Source organism: Spirosoma aureum (assembly GCF_011604685.1).
Classification (GTDB): domain Bacteria; phylum Bacteroidota; class Bacteroidia; order Cytophagales; family Spirosomataceae; genus Spirosoma; species Spirosoma aureum.
In genome coordinates this window covers 7,382,182-7,398,442 of the sequence record NZ_CP050063.1, presented here as the reverse complement: position 1 = coordinate 7,398,442, position 16,261 = coordinate 7,382,182, and the positions used below count along the sequence as shown (strand labels likewise).

General features: G+C 48.7%; 17 protein-coding genes, 1 tRNA gene and 1 pseudogene. 7 read left to right on the top strand and 12 right to left on the bottom strand.

Annotated features, from left to right (window positions below):
- Positions 1-61: 61 nt before the first annotated feature.
- Positions 62-2,257 carry a hypothetical protein gene (locus tag G8759_RS29505; protein WP_232073989.1) on the top strand — a complete coding sequence of 732 codons (2,196 nt, stop codon included), beginning with the start codon at positions 62-64 and terminating at the stop codon, positions 2,255-2,257.
- A 58-nt stretch (positions 2,258-2,315) separates the two neighbouring features.
- Positions 2,316-2,696, top strand: a complete 381-nt coding sequence (locus tag G8759_RS29500; protein WP_167216434.1) for a hypothetical protein — start codon at positions 2,316-2,318, stop codon at positions 2,694-2,696.
- Between the two features lie 208 nt (positions 2,697-2,904).
- Here the strand turns inward: G8759_RS29500 and G8759_RS29495 are convergent, their stop codons facing one another.
- From G8759_RS29495 to G8759_RS29470, 7 genes and pseudogenes are all read right to left on the bottom strand, one after another.
- A complete protein-coding gene (locus tag G8759_RS29495; RefSeq protein ID WP_167216432.1) occupies positions 2,905-3,291 on the bottom strand; it encodes a helix-turn-helix domain-containing protein in 387 nt (128 codons plus the stop codon).
- 12 nt (positions 3,292-3,303) lie between these two features.
- The gene (locus tag G8759_RS29490; RefSeq protein WP_167216430.1) at positions 3,304-3,600 is read right to left on the bottom strand and encodes a type II toxin-antitoxin system HigB family toxin; all 297 of its coding nucleotides are present in this window, start codon (positions 3,598-3,600) and stop codon (positions 3,304-3,306) included.
- Positions 3,601-3,956: 356 nt separating this feature from the next.
- Positions 3,957-4,487 carry an integrase core domain-containing protein gene (locus tag G8759_RS29485; RefSeq protein WP_317166794.1) on the bottom strand — a complete coding sequence of 177 codons (531 nt, stop codon included), beginning with the start codon at positions 4,485-4,487 and terminating at the stop codon, positions 3,957-3,959.
- 63 nt (positions 4,488-4,550) lie between these two features.
- Positions 4,551-5,273, bottom strand: a complete 723-nt coding sequence (locus G8759_RS29480) for a transposase (protein WP_167216428.1) — start codon at positions 5,271-5,273, stop codon at positions 4,551-4,553.
- A complete protein-coding gene (locus G8759_RS36060) occupies positions 5,182-5,577 on the bottom strand; it encodes a hypothetical protein (RefSeq protein WP_232073987.1) in 396 nt (131 codons plus the stop codon). Before G8759_RS36060 ends, G8759_RS29480 begins: the two co-directional genes overlap by 92 nt.
- A gap of 30 nt (positions 5,578-5,607) precedes the next feature.
- Positions 5,608-5,823, bottom strand: a pseudogene (locus G8759_RS36490) (phage integrase SAM-like domain-containing protein); the annotation flags it as partial.
- A 92-nt stretch (positions 5,824-5,915) separates the two neighbouring features.
- A tRNA-Ala gene (locus tag G8759_RS29470) sits at positions 5,916-5,989 on the bottom strand.
- A 152-nt stretch (positions 5,990-6,141) separates the two neighbouring features.
- On the opposite strand from G8759_RS29470, the gene G8759_RS29465 reads away from it, so the two are divergent.
- Complete coding sequence (locus G8759_RS29465) at positions 6,142-6,396, top strand: GIY-YIG nuclease family protein (RefSeq protein ID WP_167216424.1); 255 nt, start codon at positions 6,142-6,144, stop codon at positions 6,394-6,396.
- An 88-nt stretch (positions 6,397-6,484) separates the two neighbouring features.
- Here G8759_RS29465 and G8759_RS29460 read toward each other — a convergent pair whose 3' ends face one another.
- The 5 genes from G8759_RS29460 to G8759_RS29440 all read right to left on the bottom strand — a co-directional run bounded on the left by G8759_RS29460 (position 6,485) and on the right by G8759_RS29440 (position 11,330).
- A complete protein-coding gene (locus G8759_RS29460; RefSeq protein WP_167216422.1) occupies positions 6,485-7,114 on the bottom strand; it encodes a C40 family peptidase in 630 nt (209 codons plus the stop codon).
- Positions 7,115-7,175: 61 nt separating this feature from the next.
- Positions 7,176-9,299 (bottom strand): Tex family protein, encoded by a 2,124-nt coding sequence (locus G8759_RS29455; protein ID WP_167216420.1) that lies wholly within the window; start codon positions 9,297-9,299, stop codon positions 7,176-7,178.
- 153 nt (positions 9,300-9,452) lie between these two features.
- Positions 9,453-9,644, bottom strand: a complete 192-nt coding sequence (locus G8759_RS29450) for a cold-shock protein (protein ID WP_018620078.1) — start codon at positions 9,642-9,644, stop codon at positions 9,453-9,455.
- A gap of 180 nt (positions 9,645-9,824) precedes the next feature.
- A complete protein-coding gene (locus G8759_RS29445; protein ID WP_167216418.1) occupies positions 9,825-10,055 on the bottom strand; it encodes a hypothetical protein in 231 nt (76 codons plus the stop codon).
- 180 nt (positions 10,056-10,235) lie between these two features.
- Positions 10,236-11,330 (bottom strand): Gfo/Idh/MocA family protein, encoded by a 1,095-nt coding sequence (locus G8759_RS29440; RefSeq protein ID WP_167216416.1) that lies wholly within the window; start codon positions 11,328-11,330, stop codon positions 10,236-10,238.
- 141 nt (positions 11,331-11,471) lie between these two features.
- Here G8759_RS29440 and G8759_RS29435 point away from each other — a divergent pair, with 141 nt between their 5' ends.
- The 4 genes from G8759_RS29435 (at position 11,472) to G8759_RS29420 (ending at position 16,246) form a co-directional block, all read left to right on the top strand.
- Positions 11,472-12,344, top strand: coding sequence for a carbon-nitrogen hydrolase (locus G8759_RS29435; RefSeq protein ID WP_167216414.1), 873 nt, complete (start codon positions 11,472-11,474; stop codon positions 12,342-12,344).
- Between the two features lie 103 nt (positions 12,345-12,447).
- On the top strand, positions 12,448-14,070 hold the full coding sequence (locus G8759_RS29430; RefSeq protein ID WP_167216412.1) for a hypothetical protein: 1,623 nt from the start codon (positions 12,448-12,450) through the stop codon (positions 14,068-14,070).
- A gap of 25 nt (positions 14,071-14,095) precedes the next feature.
- Positions 14,096-15,034: an ROK family protein gene (locus tag G8759_RS29425; RefSeq protein WP_167216409.1), complete on the top strand. Its 939-nt coding sequence runs from the start codon at positions 14,096-14,098 to the stop codon at positions 15,032-15,034.
- Between the two features lie 228 nt (positions 15,035-15,262).
- Positions 15,263-16,246, top strand: coding sequence for an OmpA family protein (locus tag G8759_RS29420; protein ID WP_167216407.1), 984 nt, complete (start codon positions 15,263-15,265; stop codon positions 16,244-16,246).
- The last annotated feature ends 15 nt before the right edge of the window (positions 16,247-16,261 follow it).

Here is a 16,261-nt window from a genome sequence, read left to right as displayed (position 1 = left end):
GCAACCGGTCTCTAATCTTTTCCCACCCACTGGATAGCCCCTTTAACCCAATGGTAAATCGATGAAATCAGTCTCTATTCAGTCGTTCCGTTTTCTTCCCGTCGTGATTTGGCTGATGACCGCTTCTGTGTCCCTTGGTCAGACACCAACCAATTTGCCCCAGCAAAGCGCGGCACTCGCTAAACTATACACCACCCAAGACACGCTGTTTAAAGCACCGTATGTGGATGTGGATGAGTGGCGGGATAAGCCGGTGCGCCACCGATACGTACATGGGGGGTTTACGGGAACCGATGCTCGTTTCTCGTTTTACTTTCCACCCAAAGAAACCTACCAGGGCCACTTTTTTCACTACATTACGCCTTTTCCGGACAATGAAAATTTGTCTCAGGGTGCCTCTGGCGAGGAAGACAAGATTGGCTTTTCGGTCTCGCATGGGGCCTATTTTATTGAAACCAATGCCGGCGGCAAGATCGATTTTGCCAGGCCACAAGCCCGGGATGCGAGCATTGGTGCCTACCGGGCCAATGCCGCATCGGCTCAGTATTCCCGGGTGATCGCGGCTCAACTCTACGGGGGTAAGCGTCCGTTCGGCTATGCCTTCGGGGGCAGCGGGGGGGCTTACCGGACGGTAGGTGGTGTCGAGAATACGGAGGGGGTTTGGGATGGGGTCGTGCCGTATGTGCTGGGTTCACCCATGGCCATTCCCAACGTCTTCACAGTTCGCATGCATGCCATGCGGGTCTTGCACGATAAATTCCCTCAGATCATCGATGCCCTCGAACCCGGTGGCAGTGGCGACATGTATGCGGGGCTGAATCCCGAAGAAAAAGAAGCCTTACAGGAGGTCACCAAGATGGGCTTCCCGCCCCAGTCCTGGTTTGGCTACAAGACGATGGGTATCCATGGGTTTCTGGTACTCTATCAAAGTATTGTCGGCATCGATCGCGCCTATTTCGAGAAGGATTTCTGGAACACCCCCGGCTATTTGGGGGCTGCCGCCCCGGCCTCCCTGCTGAAAGCGCGTATTCAGCAAGTCAGTACCATCAAGGCCGGGGTCACCAGTGATCAGGCCGTGGCGTTAGGCTTAACGAAGGCGATGTCAGCCCAGGACCGGGGCACGGCCGATGCGGCCTGGAAAAGTTTGGGTGGGGTGGAAGGAGCCATGCCCGTTGGGTTTCAGCTGCAAAATGAGTTGCCCAATATAGACTTTTTAGGCGGAGACCTACGTATCAAAAGTGGGGCCGCAGCCGGTAAGACCCTTCAGCTGACTAAAATTTCGGGGGACAAAGTCGTGCTTGGCCCGGTCGATCCGGCGCTGTTGGCTCAGGTAAAACCGGGTGACAGCGTACAGGTCGACAATTCGAACTTCCTGGCGGTACAAACCTATCACCGGCATCAGGTCCCCGACAAGACGTATCATGTATACGACCAGTTCCGGGATGCCGCCGGAAAACCAATCTACCCCCAGCGCCCCATGCTCTTAGGGCCCATTTTTACCCAGGGAGCATCTGGCGTATTGCCGACGGGTAAGTTCAAGGGGAAGATGATTTTACTCGAATCCCGCTGGGATCGGGAAGCGTTCGGCTGGCAGGCGGATTGGTACCGGGCCCGCGTGCAGGCGAACTTGGGTGACCAAACTGATCAGAATTTTCGACTCTGGTACACTGACCATGCCCTGCACGGCGATGTGGCCATTGAGGATGACCCCACCCGAACGGTGAGTTATCTGGGCGTGCTGCAGCAGGCGTTGCTGGATTTGAGCGCCTGGGTGGAGAAAGGAATCGAACCAGCCGCCACGACCCGCTATACGATTGCCGACGGACAGGTTGTCATTCCCCCTACGGCAGACGAGCGCGCAGGTATTCAGCCGGTGGTCAGCGTACTGGCCAATGGCGGCAAACGGGCCGTGGTGAAAGTGGGGCAAACGGTTCGCTTCACGGCCGAGGTAGCCGTGCCCAAAAACAAGGGTAAAGTCGTGAAGGCGGTCTGGAATTTTGAGGGGTTACCAGGTGACTTTGCTATCAGTGATCTTCATGGCTGGAACTTTGACAGCTCGGATGTCTTCCCCGTATCAGCTCAACTTAAGCCATCTGATAAAACCGGTTCCTATGCCCGGGTGACGTCTACCTACACCTTTACCAAACCAGGTACCTACTTCCCCACCCTTCGCGTCGCGGCTCAACGGGAAGGCGATGCGAAAACTCGGTTTACCCGCATTCAGAATCTGGACCGGGTCCGGGTCATTGTTGAATAGATACGCTCCCCTTTACGTAAGAGAATTAACTGTAGAACACTTTAACTTTAAAACTGACATGAAAAACGTACGTATCCTTCTTCTCTTCTTATTTATCGGGATGGCCCAGGCCGGGTTTTCACAAACGGTGACCCCGCCGGATTTCTTTGCGGGTAAATGGGAAATTAGTGCCGTAGGAACCCCCGTCGGCGATGTGAAATTTACAACGGATTTAGTCCGCAAGGCGGGCAAACTGACGGGTGAATTGACGAATGCCGCTGATCCTGGTCAGGCCAATCGCCCTCTTATCCGGGTCGAGGAGAAAGGCGATAAAGTGGTAATGTACTTTGAGTCGTCTCAGGGCGGGGAGGTTCCCATTGAGCTCACCAAAGTGGATGACAATAACCTGAAAGGTACCTTGTCGACGTTCGATGCGACCGCTAAACGGTTGAAACCCTAACGAAAGGTTGACTTGAAGGGGCGGTGACACCCCTTCAAGGACGAACCATTCAGGCCCTACTTTCTTAGGGTAATGCCTGATCAAGTCATCGGTAAACCCATAAAAAACATGGTAGTTTCTCGCAAAGCGTATACGGCGGATAGGGTTGGACAGACATTAAAAAATAACTGTCTCCCCAAATGCCCCTAAAATTGAGATGGCTGTGAGCTTAGGCGTATTCCAAAATAAAGTCAGCATCGATCTTCAATTTGGTGCGTAAGGTCTTGGCCATAGCTAAGTTAACCCGGCGCTTACCCCGCAGGATTTCCGATAAACGGGTTTCGGGTACTTCTAACAGCTGAGCCATCTCGCGTTGTTTCATCTTCTTTTCGTACATCTTGAACTCAATCATTTCTGGAATAGATTGAGGGACCTTGATCGGCATCAGCGGAATGCTATCTTCATAAGCTTCAGCCCACTCTGAGAGTTGGGCCAGTTTTGTCGCTTCGTCGGAGTTCAACACCGCAAAGCCCCCGCCCGCTGTCACTTTTTGAAGGAGGGTTTCAATCTGAGCCATTAGTTGCTGATAGTCGGCGTAGGTGGTTGGCTGTTGCATGAGTGTTTAAGATTAAATAGTTGAGCAGTCAGGTATTTTATCATACTGGGCATGGGTGCCCACAAAACGAATAAATAGAGTTCGTTTATCAAAGAAAATCATCGCTATTAATCGGTAATGATTTCCCTTAATGTTGAAGACATAGTGGTCGTTGCCCACGTAATCGACGGAGTTGAAGGTTTGCTTCACATCCGCCAGCGATTTCCAATCAGCGGCCTTGACGATTGCGTACCATTCATTGAGAGCCGCAGCCGCGCCGGTATGTTGAAGGCCAAACTCGTTGAGAATGGTTTTGGTGATAATGACCATTAGTGTCTGCTTGACTACAACCTAAAGATACTGCTTTGTTTTTACATTATCAAATATAAACTTACATATTATGTAAAATCATATTAATAGATCAGCTTTCTAAGAACCTTCACCATTTGCGTAATTCTATTGTAGGAATGTGAGATTCAGAGGATGCTTCTATATAAGACGAATGAACGTTCATGTGCTTGCGTCATAAATGGGGGGATTAAAGAGACGTTGAACTAGCTGACCCGTCCTGGAAAGTGTTGACCGTTTGTCCGATCCTGAAAATAAGTTGTCAGTTTTGGGGTCAAAAAATATTGGCTCATCTTAATCCTGATATAGCATTGTCAAAGTAGATAAAACGGATGGACTTACCCAAATTGGCCTTGGTCTCGGACAACCTTAGACCGTTTATATACCTTGGGCTTCCAGTGCTTTTTCAGCGGGTGCTCGCTCTGATGAGCCATCACTGGAGTCAGGTATCCACAGCTCATGTGGGGACGCAGATGGTTGTAATTATAAATACTTTTTTCAACCGCCTTCTCAGCCTCCCCGAAAGTAACGAACACTCGGTTCAGGCGGAAATCCGTCTTTAATATTCCATTCACCCGTTCAGCGATAGCGTTTTCATAAGGGTCGCCTTGCTGAGTCATACTAATCAAAATATTCGCCCCTTTCAACTTGCGAACGTAGTCAAAACTACAATATTGGCTGCCTCGATCGGAATGATGGATCAGTTCTTCTTCCCTTTCCAAATGGGTTGATAGAGCCATATCTAGGGCCTTTAGACTGCCTTCCGCCGTCAAGAATGGATGAAGACAATAACCTACAATCAGCTTTGAATAAGCGTCCGTTATTAACGATAGATAGCCAAAGCCCAACCCAATATACAAGTACGTAATATCACTAACCCAAACCTGTCTGGGAGCTGTTATTGTCCTGTCAATAAGTAAGTTAGGATATCGTTATAAACGGTGATTAGAATCAGTTGTCTGGGGTACCTGTCGACCCTGACGGATAACCATTGCATGATTGTACAAGATTTTATGCAACTTGTCACGTCCTAATTTGATGCCACTTTTGGCTAAGGGTTCTGCCAGCAGAAGATGTAATTTCCGGGTTCCCAAGCCAGGCACATCTCGCCTGAGCGCTGTCACCAAGTCCAGTATTAACATCGCATGGCTCACTGATCTCTGGGAGCGTTGTTTTCTGGCATGAAAAGCTTGTCGGCTCACACCAAACAGTCGGCAAAGGCTTCCGACACTCACCTTTGCTATCTCGTTCTCACGAAGGATTAAGACCGTTTGGTTCGGACCGCCGATGCGGCCAGACTTTTTTCTGATCGGCACATTTAGTTCTTTTTCAGCGGTCTCAATCATCGTGTTAAGAGCCAGGATCAACAGATTAGCCTGCTGCAGAGTCTGTTCCAGCTCCTCGTTGCGCTGTTTGAGAGCTGCCATGTCGCGTTTTTGTGCTTGCTTCATGGCGGGTAAAGTTAACAGGCCCGTCTTCATCTTCTGACGATAAAGTTGCACCCAACTACGAATCGTATAGCCACTGTGAATGCCTAAATCTTCCATCACCTGGCTAACTTCTTCACCGCCAAAGAGGATGCGAAACACGGCCGTCTCCCGGAGTTGTTCGCTGTACTGAAAGCGACTCAGCAGGTCTCGAATGTGGTCTTCCATAGTTGTCAATTTTTGATGAAAATTGACAACCTATATCAGGACAAGACAGTTTAAGATCACCAACTTTTAGTAGCCTTACTTCACGACCGGGCCGGGCAAACGTGTAATGGATAAAATAGATGTATAACAACAGGTAGTAGTCTTTCTTTTCCAGTATTCGCCCAATGATTTCGGCAGTCTGCACCTCATTATATGGTTCGTGCATTTCACTGTCTTGTTTTGGAAGCCGTTCGATGTTGGCGGCTGGACTAATCCTGTATCGCTCCCAGCCCGGTTTAGTAAATTGAGCAAAGAACGTTTTCATTTGGCCGATCTCTTTATTTCGAGTAATTGGGTCCGAATGAATTTTAAGAATATACCGTTTGTATTTCTCGCAAATGGCAGGCGTTATTTTTTTTGTTGGTAAATGGGCGAATCCATTCGCAGCCAAAAACCTTTTGAATTTAAACGAAAAAAGCCGGTAGACTTTAAAGCTACCGGCTCTCAGATAAGACTCTTTATACTCTAAATATTCGTTTAAATCACTAATTACGGTGGCTTTTTCTTTCATTTTATAAAAAGTAGTTGGACTAGGAATAGTACAAACGCACAATGCCCATACGGACTCGTATGGGCATTGTAACTTGGAAATGTGCAGTACTGTGGAGAATATCGGAGTCGAACCGATGACCTCTTCCATGCCATGGAAGCGCTCTAGCCAGCTGAGCTAATCCCCCATTTTGTGGGTGCAAAGATGAACAAAAAAATCAGATTCTGCCAACTTATGCACTAAAAAAATTAGGGCGTCTTGTCTACGAAGTCGTTAGATAAAACAATGTTTGTTTTCTGTTAACAATTACGTAGCTTTGATAATAGTCTACGACATCGTATGCATACTGTTTATATTATTTACAGCCCCTCGACCGATCAATATTTTATTGGTCAGACTAAAGATCTGAAAATCACGCTGTGGCAGCATAATGCTAAAACAAACCCGGCTACGGCTGATGGTAAACCGTGGGAAGTGAAATTTACGCGGCCGTTTGACACGCGAAATGAAGCACTGAGTTTAGAAATGAAACTGAAAAAAAAGGATCGGGCTTTCTGGGAGGAGCTAATTGGCAATCCACTACCTACGATCTAATAAACCGCAAAAATGACAAAGCCGCTTCAGAAGCGGCTTTGTCATTTTTGCGGTTTTAATCATATACGCCTATTGCTCATGTTTTCGCTTAAAAAGGCCTTAGTGCTTTGACAAACCTGCCCTTGAAGTAATCCGTATACAGATTGTCTTCTCGAACACCACGCGAAGAGGATGCATGAATGAAACGAATATTATTGTCGCCATTTACTTCGGTGACAATGCCGGTGTGAGAGACATAGCCAGCCTGGCCTTTGTCGGGTACAAAGAAAATCAGATCACCCGGCAGAATATCATTTACCTCCACTTCCCGACCCACTTCTGATTGCTGCCATGAAATGCGGGGCATTTTCAGGCCTACCGTATTAAAAACGGCATAGACCAGGCCAGAACAGTCAATTCCATCCGACGTATTGCCTCCTGAGCGGTAGGGCGTTCCGGTATAAGTCCGGGCAATTTTAACGACTTCCGGTACATACCGATTTTCGTACGTTCGGCTATCGACAACTTTACCCGTCGACTTGGCCGGTACTGAAGGGGGCCGGGCGGGTACCTTACCCGTTGACGTTCGGCGAGCTACCGAGTTTGACGAAGATGGGCGACGACTGACCGAATGGGTTGACCCGGAAGATCGAAGAACCTCACAGGAGGTTAACACAGAAAGCAGGCAAGTGCTTAGCAGAACGGAGCGCCATAAGCCCCGTGAGCAGCATTGTTGCATACAGATGGGATTAGGGTTGCATGTGTATCGTTGTTTTCAGGAACGATACACATGCAACTTATTAAATTTTCATAGATAACGCAATTCGTTTGCGAGTCGTATCCACTTCCAGCACTTTTACTTTTACTTTCTGGTAGACTTTAACGACTGTTTTGGGATCTGAAACATAATGATTGGCCATCTGCGAAACGTGAACCAGACCATCCTGCTTGACGCCAATGTCAACGAATGCACCAAATGCAGTAATATTGGTTACGACCCCATTCAGTACCATTCCTTCGTGCAGATCGTCTACTGAACGAACTCTGGTATCATATTCAAATACGGATAGCTGCTCACGCGGGTCTCGTCCGGGTTTTTCAAGTTCGGCCATAATATCGCGAAGCGTAGGCAAACCAACTGACTCCGTAACATATCGCTCGGGTTGGATTTGCTTACGGAGCTCTGATTTTTGCACCAGATCAGCCACCGTACTTTTCACATCGGCTGCCATCCGTTCCACCACCGTATAACGTTCTGGGTGAACAGCACTGTTGTCAAGTGGATTTTTGCCGCCTTCGATGCGTAGAAAACCGGCGCATTGTTCAAAAGCCTTCGGACCAAGCCGGGGTACTTTTTTTAATTGTTCGCGAGACGTGAATGCGCCGTTTTGGGCGCGGAAGGCCACAATATTACCCGCTAGCTGCGGACCAAGCCCCGACACATAGCGCAACAGGTAAGCACTGGCCGTATTTAGGGATACACCAACCTGATTAACGCAGCTTTCAACGACGGTATCCAGGCTGTTTTTCAGATCAGTCTGGTCGACGTCGTGCTGATATTGGCCAACCCCAATTGATTTAGGATCAATTTTGACCAGCTCGGCTAGTGGGTCCATCAGACGTCGCCCAATACTGACTGCTCCCCGAACCGTGACATCACGGTCCGGAAATTCTTCTCGGGCTACTTCCGATGCTGAATAGATGGAGGCCCCCTGTTCGCTAACCATGAAGATCGGTTTTCCCAGATCCAGAGTCTGAATAAACTCTTCGGTTTCGCGTCCGGCAGTGCCATTGCCAATGGCGATTGCGTCAATTTTATACTGGGCAATCAGTTTCTGAACCGTTTGGATGGCCTGCTGCTTTTGACCTTCAGACTGAAACAGGTACAACACGGTGTCGGTCTGTAGATTACCCTGCGCATCGAGACAAACGGTTTTACAGCCAGTACGATAGCCGGGGTCAATGGCCAGTACACGTTGTTGACCTAAGGGCGGACTAAGCAGAAGCTGGCGGAGGTTATCGGCAAAGATTGTGATGGCTTCAGTATCCGCTTTTTCTTTTGAGCGGTTGTCGAACTCTGTTTCGAGCGAGGGTTTGAGCAGGCGTTTATAGCCATCCCGAATCGCTAACCCAACTTGTTCCCTGCAGGCAGTCGTAGACTGATTATAGAGAAACTGTCGTTCAAGCCGTTCAAGGGCGGCTTCTTCGTCAGGGCCAATGCTAACCGTCAGAAAGCCTTCTGTTTCTCCCCTTCGTAGTGCCAGCAACCGATGGGATGGTACGCGTCGGAGCGGCTCTGCAAAGTCGAAATAATCTTTATACTTTACGCCTTCAACATCCTTTCCTTTTTTGACGACAGAGCGGATAATTGCTTCCCGCTCAAATAGATTCCGAATACGCTGACGGGCATCAGCATCTTCACTAATTCGTTCGGCCAGAATGTCGCGGGCGCCTTGCAATGCATCCTCCACAGTTAAGACAGCCTCGGTCAGGTAGCGTTGGGCAACTCGATCAAGGTTCGTTTCCCGCTGAATAAGAAGCAGGTTTGACAGTGGCTCAAGACCGCGCTCTATGGCGATTGTTGCTCTGGTTTTACGCTTTTGTTTGTAAGGCAAATACAGGTCTTCGAGTTCTGTCAGCGAATCGACCGATTCAATTTTCCGGCGCAGATCGTCGGTTAACTTGTTCTGCTCATCAATTGATTTCAGAACCGCATCCCGGCGTTTGTCGAGGTCGAGTAGCTTCTGGTATGTCTCTTTAATTTGTCCGATTTGTAATTCATCGAGTTGCCCAGTGGCTTCTTTTCTGTATCGGGCAATAAACGGAACGGTAGCACCGCCCGTGAGGAGTTCAATCGTAACGGCTACCGATCTGGGATTCAGGCCAAGGCGTGCTGCTGTACGTTGTTCGGGTGATTGGGGCATTGATAATGGGAAAATCGATACTTGGTTGAGTGAGCAATTTGGCAAAAAATCTAGTTACCAATTACTCATTTGACCACCTATCAGCGGAATTAGGGCAAAAAAAAACATGCCTAGTGGCATGTTTTTAACAACGGGTGTCTTTATATCTTACAATTAAGCTATTTCGACATTCACGGCATTTAAGCCTTTCTTACCGCGTTCGACATTGAATTTAACTTTGTCGTTTTCACGGATTTGGTCGATGAGGCCAGAAGCGTGTACAAATATGTCTTCGCCACCTTCATCGGGTTTAATGAAGCCAAACCCTTTGGTTTCATTAAAGAATTTTACAGTTCCTGTTTGCATTGCTTGTTTAAAATTTAAGCGAAGGACGGCACAATAAAATTTATTTCCAAATGTATATGAAGTTTTTCACCTTCATTTGAAAAAAAAATCAGCCAACAGGTCAGTTTATGAGTTTTTGGGCACAAAAAGTTCTTCTAAACGGGACATTTTCAACCTTATAAGGCTGAAAATGTCCCGACACTACGCCAAATAAGGCAGGTAAGGTTCTAGTTTATCGGTATTCCGGAACGCCGTAACCTGATGTAACTGGCTGTTATATGCATCATAACGCAGTTCGACATAAAAGTCCCGAAGGTTATAAAGCAGGAATATATTGTCACCTTCATAGCGGTTCGCAAGAATATCACCTGCAAAGTAGAGGGTGTCGAGCTGCTGCTGGGCAGGGAGACTGGTAAAATCGGCGGGTTGCATAATCAGACGGGGTTGACAGGCGAAGTAAGCAAAAACCCAACGATCAGCCAAATAGCCGCTCCGACTTTATATGTTTTGGTTGGAATGTATCTGTAGTATAGTTGAAATAGTGTATATTCTAACTCGCTACAAGACAGGAAGATTTTTCGGATCGACAGACACTGCCGATCCGAAAAATTATTAACTGATTTTTACCTCTCGTCCGGAGTGGGCAGCGGCATAGATCGCTTCTACAATTTTAATATCACGCAGACCTTCTTCGCCCGGTGCGAGTACTGGTTTATTGTTCATGATAGCTGCGGCATCGTCATCCATTTGTAGGGTCTGCTGCCAGGGCACTTCGTAAGGATGTTCAATGGAGCCACCGCTCCAGATGCCCTTTTGTCCATTATAAGCCGAGTACGGCTCTATTCTCATTTTCCCTTTTGAGCCCGTTACATCCAGAAAATTCATGTTCATCCCGTAGCTGGTTTGCACAGCCGCCCGCGCTCCGCTGGGGAAGAGGAGTTGAGCCATCGAAGTTTCATCAAGGCCATTTTTATAGACATCAGGGCGAGTCGTATATTGCTGGGCCGTTACGGCTATCGGCTCTTCACCTGTTGCCAGCCGGGCGCCCTGAAGTACATAAACGCCCATGTCATACATGACGCCACCACCCATTTCTTTTTTCTGTTTCCAGTGATTGGTGCGGGCATCATAATAACCGGCCGAGCAGCTTACCATCAGTATTTTTCCGATTTTTCCATCGCGGAGCACCTTGACATATTCCTGCGTATTCGGTTCATGATGGAGCCGATAACCAACGGCCAGCGATCGTTTGTTTTTCGAACAGGCATCGATCATGTTCTGGCATTCTTTCGCGGTAACCGCCATCGGTTTTTCGACCCAAACGTGCTTGCCGGCCTTAGCTGCCCTGATCACATATTCTTCGTGCATGGATGGCGGAAGAACTACATATACCACATCAATGTCAGGGTTATTGGCGATCTGATCGAACGTTTGATACGAATAGATATTCTTGTCGGGAATGTTATACTGTTTCTTCCATTTTTCGGCTTTTTCCGGCGTACCTGTCACAATACCGGCGAGGTAGCAATTTTTGGTCTTTTGCAGGGCTGGAGCCAGCAGGTCAGTGCTGTAATAACCCAGGCCAACCAGGGCAACACCAAGTTTGTCTTTGGCAGATCGTGTCGCCGACCAGAGCGCATTAGGCGCAATCGTCGCGGCCACACTTGTAAGGGCGGCTGTATGCAGGAAATTTCTGCGGGAGGTCATGATCAGTGCGATTTCGGTTTAAGAATTGGAACCCTAAACTACGAATAGGAAGCGCTAAACTGCAATTTATTGTCGAACCCACCCGATAAGAGTTTTGTTGGATGTAGGCGTTGACAATTCAGAACGCCCTACTTTTGTATCATGTCTAAAAAAGTCAATATTGGTTTAGTGCAGATGAGCTGCTCAGCCGATGTCGAAGCCAACATCCAGAAGGCTATTGATGGCATTCGCGAGGCTGCCCGGAAAGGTGCTCACATCGTTTGCCTGCAGGAGTTGTTTACGTCGTTGTACTTCTGCGATGTAGAGGATCACCACAATTTCAGCCTGGCCGAAGCAATTCCCGGACCCACAACCGATCGGTTAGGGAAACTGGCGGGCGAATTAGGGGTCGTCATAGTGGCATCGTTGTTTGAAAAACGGGCACAGGGATTGTATCATAATACAACCGCCGTTTTAGATGCCGATGGAGCCTATCTGGGTAAATACCGGAAAATGCACATTCCTGACGATCCGGGTTATTACGAAAAATTCTATTTTACTCCCGGCGATCTGGGCTATAAAGTTTTCGACACAAAATTTGCTCGGATTGGTGTCCTGATTTGCTGGGATCAATGGTACCCCGAAGCAGCCCGCATTACGGCGTTGATGGGAGCTGAATTGCTCGTTTATCCAACGGCCATTGGCTGGGATACCAACGAGCCTGACCCCGCACAAAACACCGAACAATACAATGCCTGGCAAACGATCCAGCGTAGTCATGCGATTGCCAATGGCGTTCACGTCGTTTCTGTTAACCGCGTCGGGCGCGAGGCTGATCAGCAATTCTGGGGTGGTTCGTTTGTTTCAAATCCGTTTGGATCATTGCTGTACCTGGCTCCCCACGATCAGGAAGTGGTTCATGTGCAGGAAGTGGATTTGGGGCTGTCCGAAAAATACCGGACAACCTGGCCTTATTTTCGCGACCGGCGAATTGACTCTTATCAGCCGATAACGAAACGGTACATTGACGACTAAACGTAGTCCTGCGTTTGTCACTAAATCTAAGTACGGGATATAATCAACGTGTGACGCTGCGATAAATCAGCGTCCTATTCATTAATCCATTGTGAAGCCCACTATGAAACTCGCGGCATCCTGTTTAGTTGCCAGTCTGGCGGGACTGGGGTTCTGGTATACGCAGCCAGCCCGGCCTGCTGACCCGATTGCGGTTGAATTGAAAGGCCCATTGCCCGGTCAAACGGCAGTGACGCCTACACCGCGCGCATCGTTCACGCCAGCTACACGCAAGGGTTACTACAACATTGATGTTGTCGGCGATTTTTCATTGCCTTCAACCAAAACAGTCACATTTTGTGGAGCAGGTCGTAACCTACATGTTCAGCAGGATCGGACAAAACTGTTTCGTCGTGGTTTTTCGGCTATTGAGCAGACCCGGATGGTTCCTAATGTTGAAATATGGATGGATGGTGATCCGGCAAGAAACTGGAAAAGCAGCCTCCAGCAAAGCCAGCGCTCGTTAATTATTTACCAGGATTATTTTGCCAATGCATTTGGATTGCCCTGGGCTCGTAACAGCGAACTGGCTCGGGATGTTTTATATCGTACTCCACCTGGTGCCCGCGCAACGCGGAATACACTTTTCCAGGCATCGACAGAACTGGGTGGCGGATGTTATGGCTTCGGCGACTGTCCGCCGGGTACGATGAAAAGTACGTTTGGCAAAATTTTTCTCGATATTGAAAACGACGGAACCAGTCGCGGAAATCAGCAGGAGCAGGCCAATCTGTACACGTTCATGGTGAAGACGCTGAAAGATAACGTCAGCCCACAGACCGAGATTGGCTCCATTGCGCCGGTTCCTCACAATAGTTTCGGTAATTCGAAAGCGGAACACTACATGGTCAATCCTGACTGGCTCTGGAATACACCTGCCCGCCAAACGGCGACCAGCAAACAGCGCGGAATGCCGGATGATATCATGGGCAAATCGTTTGCAGATTACATTGATTTTCAAATGCCGGGGACTTATTACCTCTATCCTGATTTCGATTATTCGGCCCGGCATACCAGTGATGGCGATCGACACTGGTTAGCATCTCTGCTGGCGGAGCAGGAGGTTAACCGGAAGCTGTCGCCCAAAAAGCGCATCGCCTGGCATTGGGTCTTCAATACGCAAAGTGGCGATTTTCCAAACAGTGGCAAAGCTGAACATGCGGCTCCTCCTGCCGTTGCCGAAGGAATGGCTATTTTCTACTGGTTTACCGGGGCCTACGGGGTGTTATTCTGGGATGATCACAAAGATTTGGTTCCAGATCAGCCATCGCCGAATGATCCGCAGCAGAAGGGGCTTGGCAATGATCGGAATTATGCCTGCTATGAACATTATATCCATGGTCTCTGGCGACTGTTCAAGCATCACAGCGACCTGTTCAATGGCCGGGAAACCTACCTTAATGAAGCTACCGAGTGTTCGTATGATGGTGGGAAAACATGGGTAGCCTACAATGCCAATCAGATTAAAACCCGCGACCTTCCTTTTGTTCGGGCTATTGTCAACGGTGATCAGATTCTGGTGGCGGCTACCAAAGCTTATGCCCGACCTGAGCAGACGACCCCGGTTATGGTGCGTTATATTCAGAACGGATATAATTTTTACACAACCCTTTCGCTCAAAGGCGATGAAATATTTCTGGGTCGATCTACAATGGCTCGCGGTGCTGGAGGCCGGCGGGGTAATTAAGCAGTAGGCATTAATCATAAGTTGCATGAATCTTGGTATTGAAATTGGAGGCACTAAACTGCAGTTGGTAACGAGCGATTCGACGGGTCAGATTGTTGAGCGTTTTCGCTATACGGTCGATCCAGCGCAGGGAGCGGAGGGTATTCTGGCTCAAATCGAAGCGACGCTACGCCAGTTGAACGAACCCCCTCAGCGAGTCGGTATTGGTTTTGGCGGCCCGCTGGACTGGAAAACGGGTCGTATTGCCACATCGCACCAGATTGGCGGCTGGGCCGGAATCGACCTGGCCGATTGGCTTCGTGAACGCATTCCGGGTGTGGTCGTCCGAATTGATAATGACGCCAATGTTGCAGCTCTGGGCGAAGCGAGTAGGGGAGTGGCTACCGGCTTTAATAATGTGTTCTACATAACTCTCGGTAGCGGAATCGGCGGAGGATTGGTGCAGAATGGTCGGGTTTATCACGGAGCTACACCGGGCGAAGCGGAGATTGGGCACTTATGGCTCATACCACCCGATGAATCAGGATCTCCCGGACAAACGATCGAGCAGACAATCTCTGGCTGGGCCGTTGATCAGCAGATTCGTGACTTATTGCCTCAGTTGCCCAATGATTCCGTCTTGAAAACGCTTGTTGAACAGGCGCATAAAGCCAATGCCATTGGTGGAGAAGCCCGTTTTTTACATCCGGCCTACGAAGCCAGTGATCCCGTTGCAAAGATGCTGATCGAACAGATTGGCTCGGTTGCGGCTTTAGGTCTGTCGCATGTGGTTCACCTGTTTCATCCCGATGCTATTGTGTTGGGCGGAGGGTTGTCATTGATTGGCGAGCCGCTTCGGGCCGCAGTTCGACAGGCGCTCCCCCAGTTTGTTATGAAAGCGTTTCACCCCGTTCCTGTACTACTATTGGCAAAACTTGGTGAAGATGCCGTTCCGGTTGGTGCGTTGCAATTAGCCCATACCTAGCGTTAAAGTAGAGTATGATTGATGTAAGTCTATAGGGATAGCCGCATTGCGAAAATTTCTCATTGTTACAGTGAAAAAGCTGGTCTAAAACGACCAAAAATGTTGACAATCTTGCATTTATATTCCTTACTTGTATTTTTGGGCAGTCACTAAGCGAACCAGACAGGTCGCCTGATGGCCGTTTAACCTAAATCCTAAAGGTTCTCCCCGCTTAACCTCTATAACTTTATGTTCGCCAACAAAACCCCCTGGATTGTCCTGTTAGTGCTATGGATGATCGGCTCAACCTGGTGGCATGTCTGCAAAATCAAGCAACTCTGTGCTAATGATGCTCAACCGGCAGCTCAGGCAGTTGCTGTAGAACCCGACCTTGAAACGACGCCATCCGACGCAGATGGATACACCATTGCCGACGGTAGCCTGTTCCGGCTTGAATTGCCCGGTAATTTCAGTTTTGCCAAATCCGGTGCCAACGCTAACATAAATACACTTGGCGGTTCGCTGGAGTCGCTGGTAACCTATCTGAAGGCCAATCCGGACCGAATGCTTGACATTACGGGCTACTATTCACCCTCAGAAACGAATACATCCACCTTTGCTAACCTGGGACTGGCCCGCGCCGAAGGAATCAAACAGTATCTGATCCAGAAGGGTATATCAGCCGCGTCGCTAACAACGAAAGGAGTTGAACGTAATCTTTCGTTTACGCCTAAGGGTGACTCACTCCGTGGTGGGCTCGATTTTGCCTTTAGTGGAGCAGAGCCCGCCAGGGCTGCTACGGAGTCGGTAACGACTACATCACCTGCCCCCATCACCCTGACCGCGCCTACAACGGAAGCCGATCTGGCTGCATCCGTAAAATTTAAATCAGTTTTTGAGCCGATCGATTTGTATTTCCCCCTTGGTGAGGCCAACTACATTAAAACGCCCGAAACGAAAAAGTTTTTCGACGAAGCTGCCAAGTATCTTACCGAACACAAAGACAAAAAACTTCGACTGACTGGCTACACCGACAACTCCGGCCCCGACGATGTGAACATGCGGCTCTCCCACGATCGGGCCAATGATGTAAAGCTGAAACTGCGTAAGTCAGGTATTAATAATGAGCAAATTATTGTCGAGGCAAAAGGCGAGGCTGATCCTAAAGCAGACAATAGCACCATATCGGGCCGTAAAGCCAATCGGCGCGTAACGGTAGTTGTCATTCAATAATGTAGTTCAACAGGG

Excerpts from the sequence above, each read along its gene's own strand:
- G8759_RS29505 (WP_232073989.1), top strand. The coding sequence starts at position 62 with ATGAAATCAGTCTCTATTCAGTCGTTCCGTTTTCTTCCCGTCGTGATT.
- G8759_RS29500 (WP_167216434.1), top strand. The coding sequence starts at position 2,316 with ATGAAAAACGTACGTATCCTTCTTCTCTTCTTATTTATCGGGATGGCC.
- G8759_RS29495 (WP_167216432.1), bottom strand. The coding sequence starts at position 3,291 with ATGCAACAGCCAACCACCTACGCCGACTATCAGCAACTAATGGCTCAG.
- G8759_RS29490 (WP_167216430.1), bottom strand. The coding sequence starts at position 3,600 with ATGGTCATTATCACCAAAACCATTCTCAACGAGTTTGGCCTTCAACAT.
- G8759_RS29480 (WP_167216428.1), bottom strand. The coding sequence starts at position 5,273 with ATGGAAGACCACATTCGAGACCTGCTGAGTCGCTTTCAGTACAGCGAA.
- G8759_RS36060 (WP_232073987.1), bottom strand. The coding sequence starts at position 5,577 with ATGAAAACGTTCTTTGCTCAATTTACTAAACCGGGCTGGGAGCGATAC.
- G8759_RS29465 (WP_167216424.1), top strand. The coding sequence starts at position 6,142 with ATGCATACTGTTTATATTATTTACAGCCCCTCGACCGATCAATATTTT.
- G8759_RS29460 (WP_167216422.1), bottom strand. The coding sequence starts at position 7,114 with ATGCAACAATGCTGCTCACGGGGCTTATGGCGCTCCGTTCTGCTAAGC.
- G8759_RS29455 (WP_167216420.1), bottom strand. The coding sequence starts at position 9,299 with ATGCCCCAATCACCCGAACAACGTACAGCAGCACGCCTTGGCCTGAAT.
- G8759_RS29450 (WP_018620078.1), bottom strand. The coding sequence starts at position 9,644 with ATGCAAACAGGAACTGTAAAATTCTTTAATGAAACCAAAGGGTTTGGC.
- G8759_RS29445 (WP_167216418.1), bottom strand. The coding sequence starts at position 10,055 with ATGCAACCCGCCGATTTTACCAGTCTCCCTGCCCAGCAGCAGCTCGAC.
- G8759_RS29440 (WP_167216416.1), bottom strand. The coding sequence starts at position 11,330 with ATGACCTCCCGCAGAAATTTCCTGCATACAGCCGCCCTTACAAGTGTG.
- G8759_RS29435 (WP_167216414.1), top strand. The coding sequence starts at position 11,472 with ATGTCTAAAAAAGTCAATATTGGTTTAGTGCAGATGAGCTGCTCAGCC.
- G8759_RS29430 (WP_167216412.1), top strand. The coding sequence starts at position 12,448 with ATGAAACTCGCGGCATCCTGTTTAGTTGCCAGTCTGGCGGGACTGGGG.
- G8759_RS29425 (WP_167216409.1), top strand. The coding sequence starts at position 14,096 with ATGAATCTTGGTATTGAAATTGGAGGCACTAAACTGCAGTTGGTAACG.
- G8759_RS29420 (WP_167216407.1), top strand. The coding sequence starts at position 15,263 with ATGTTCGCCAACAAAACCCCCTGGATTGTCCTGTTAGTGCTATGGATG.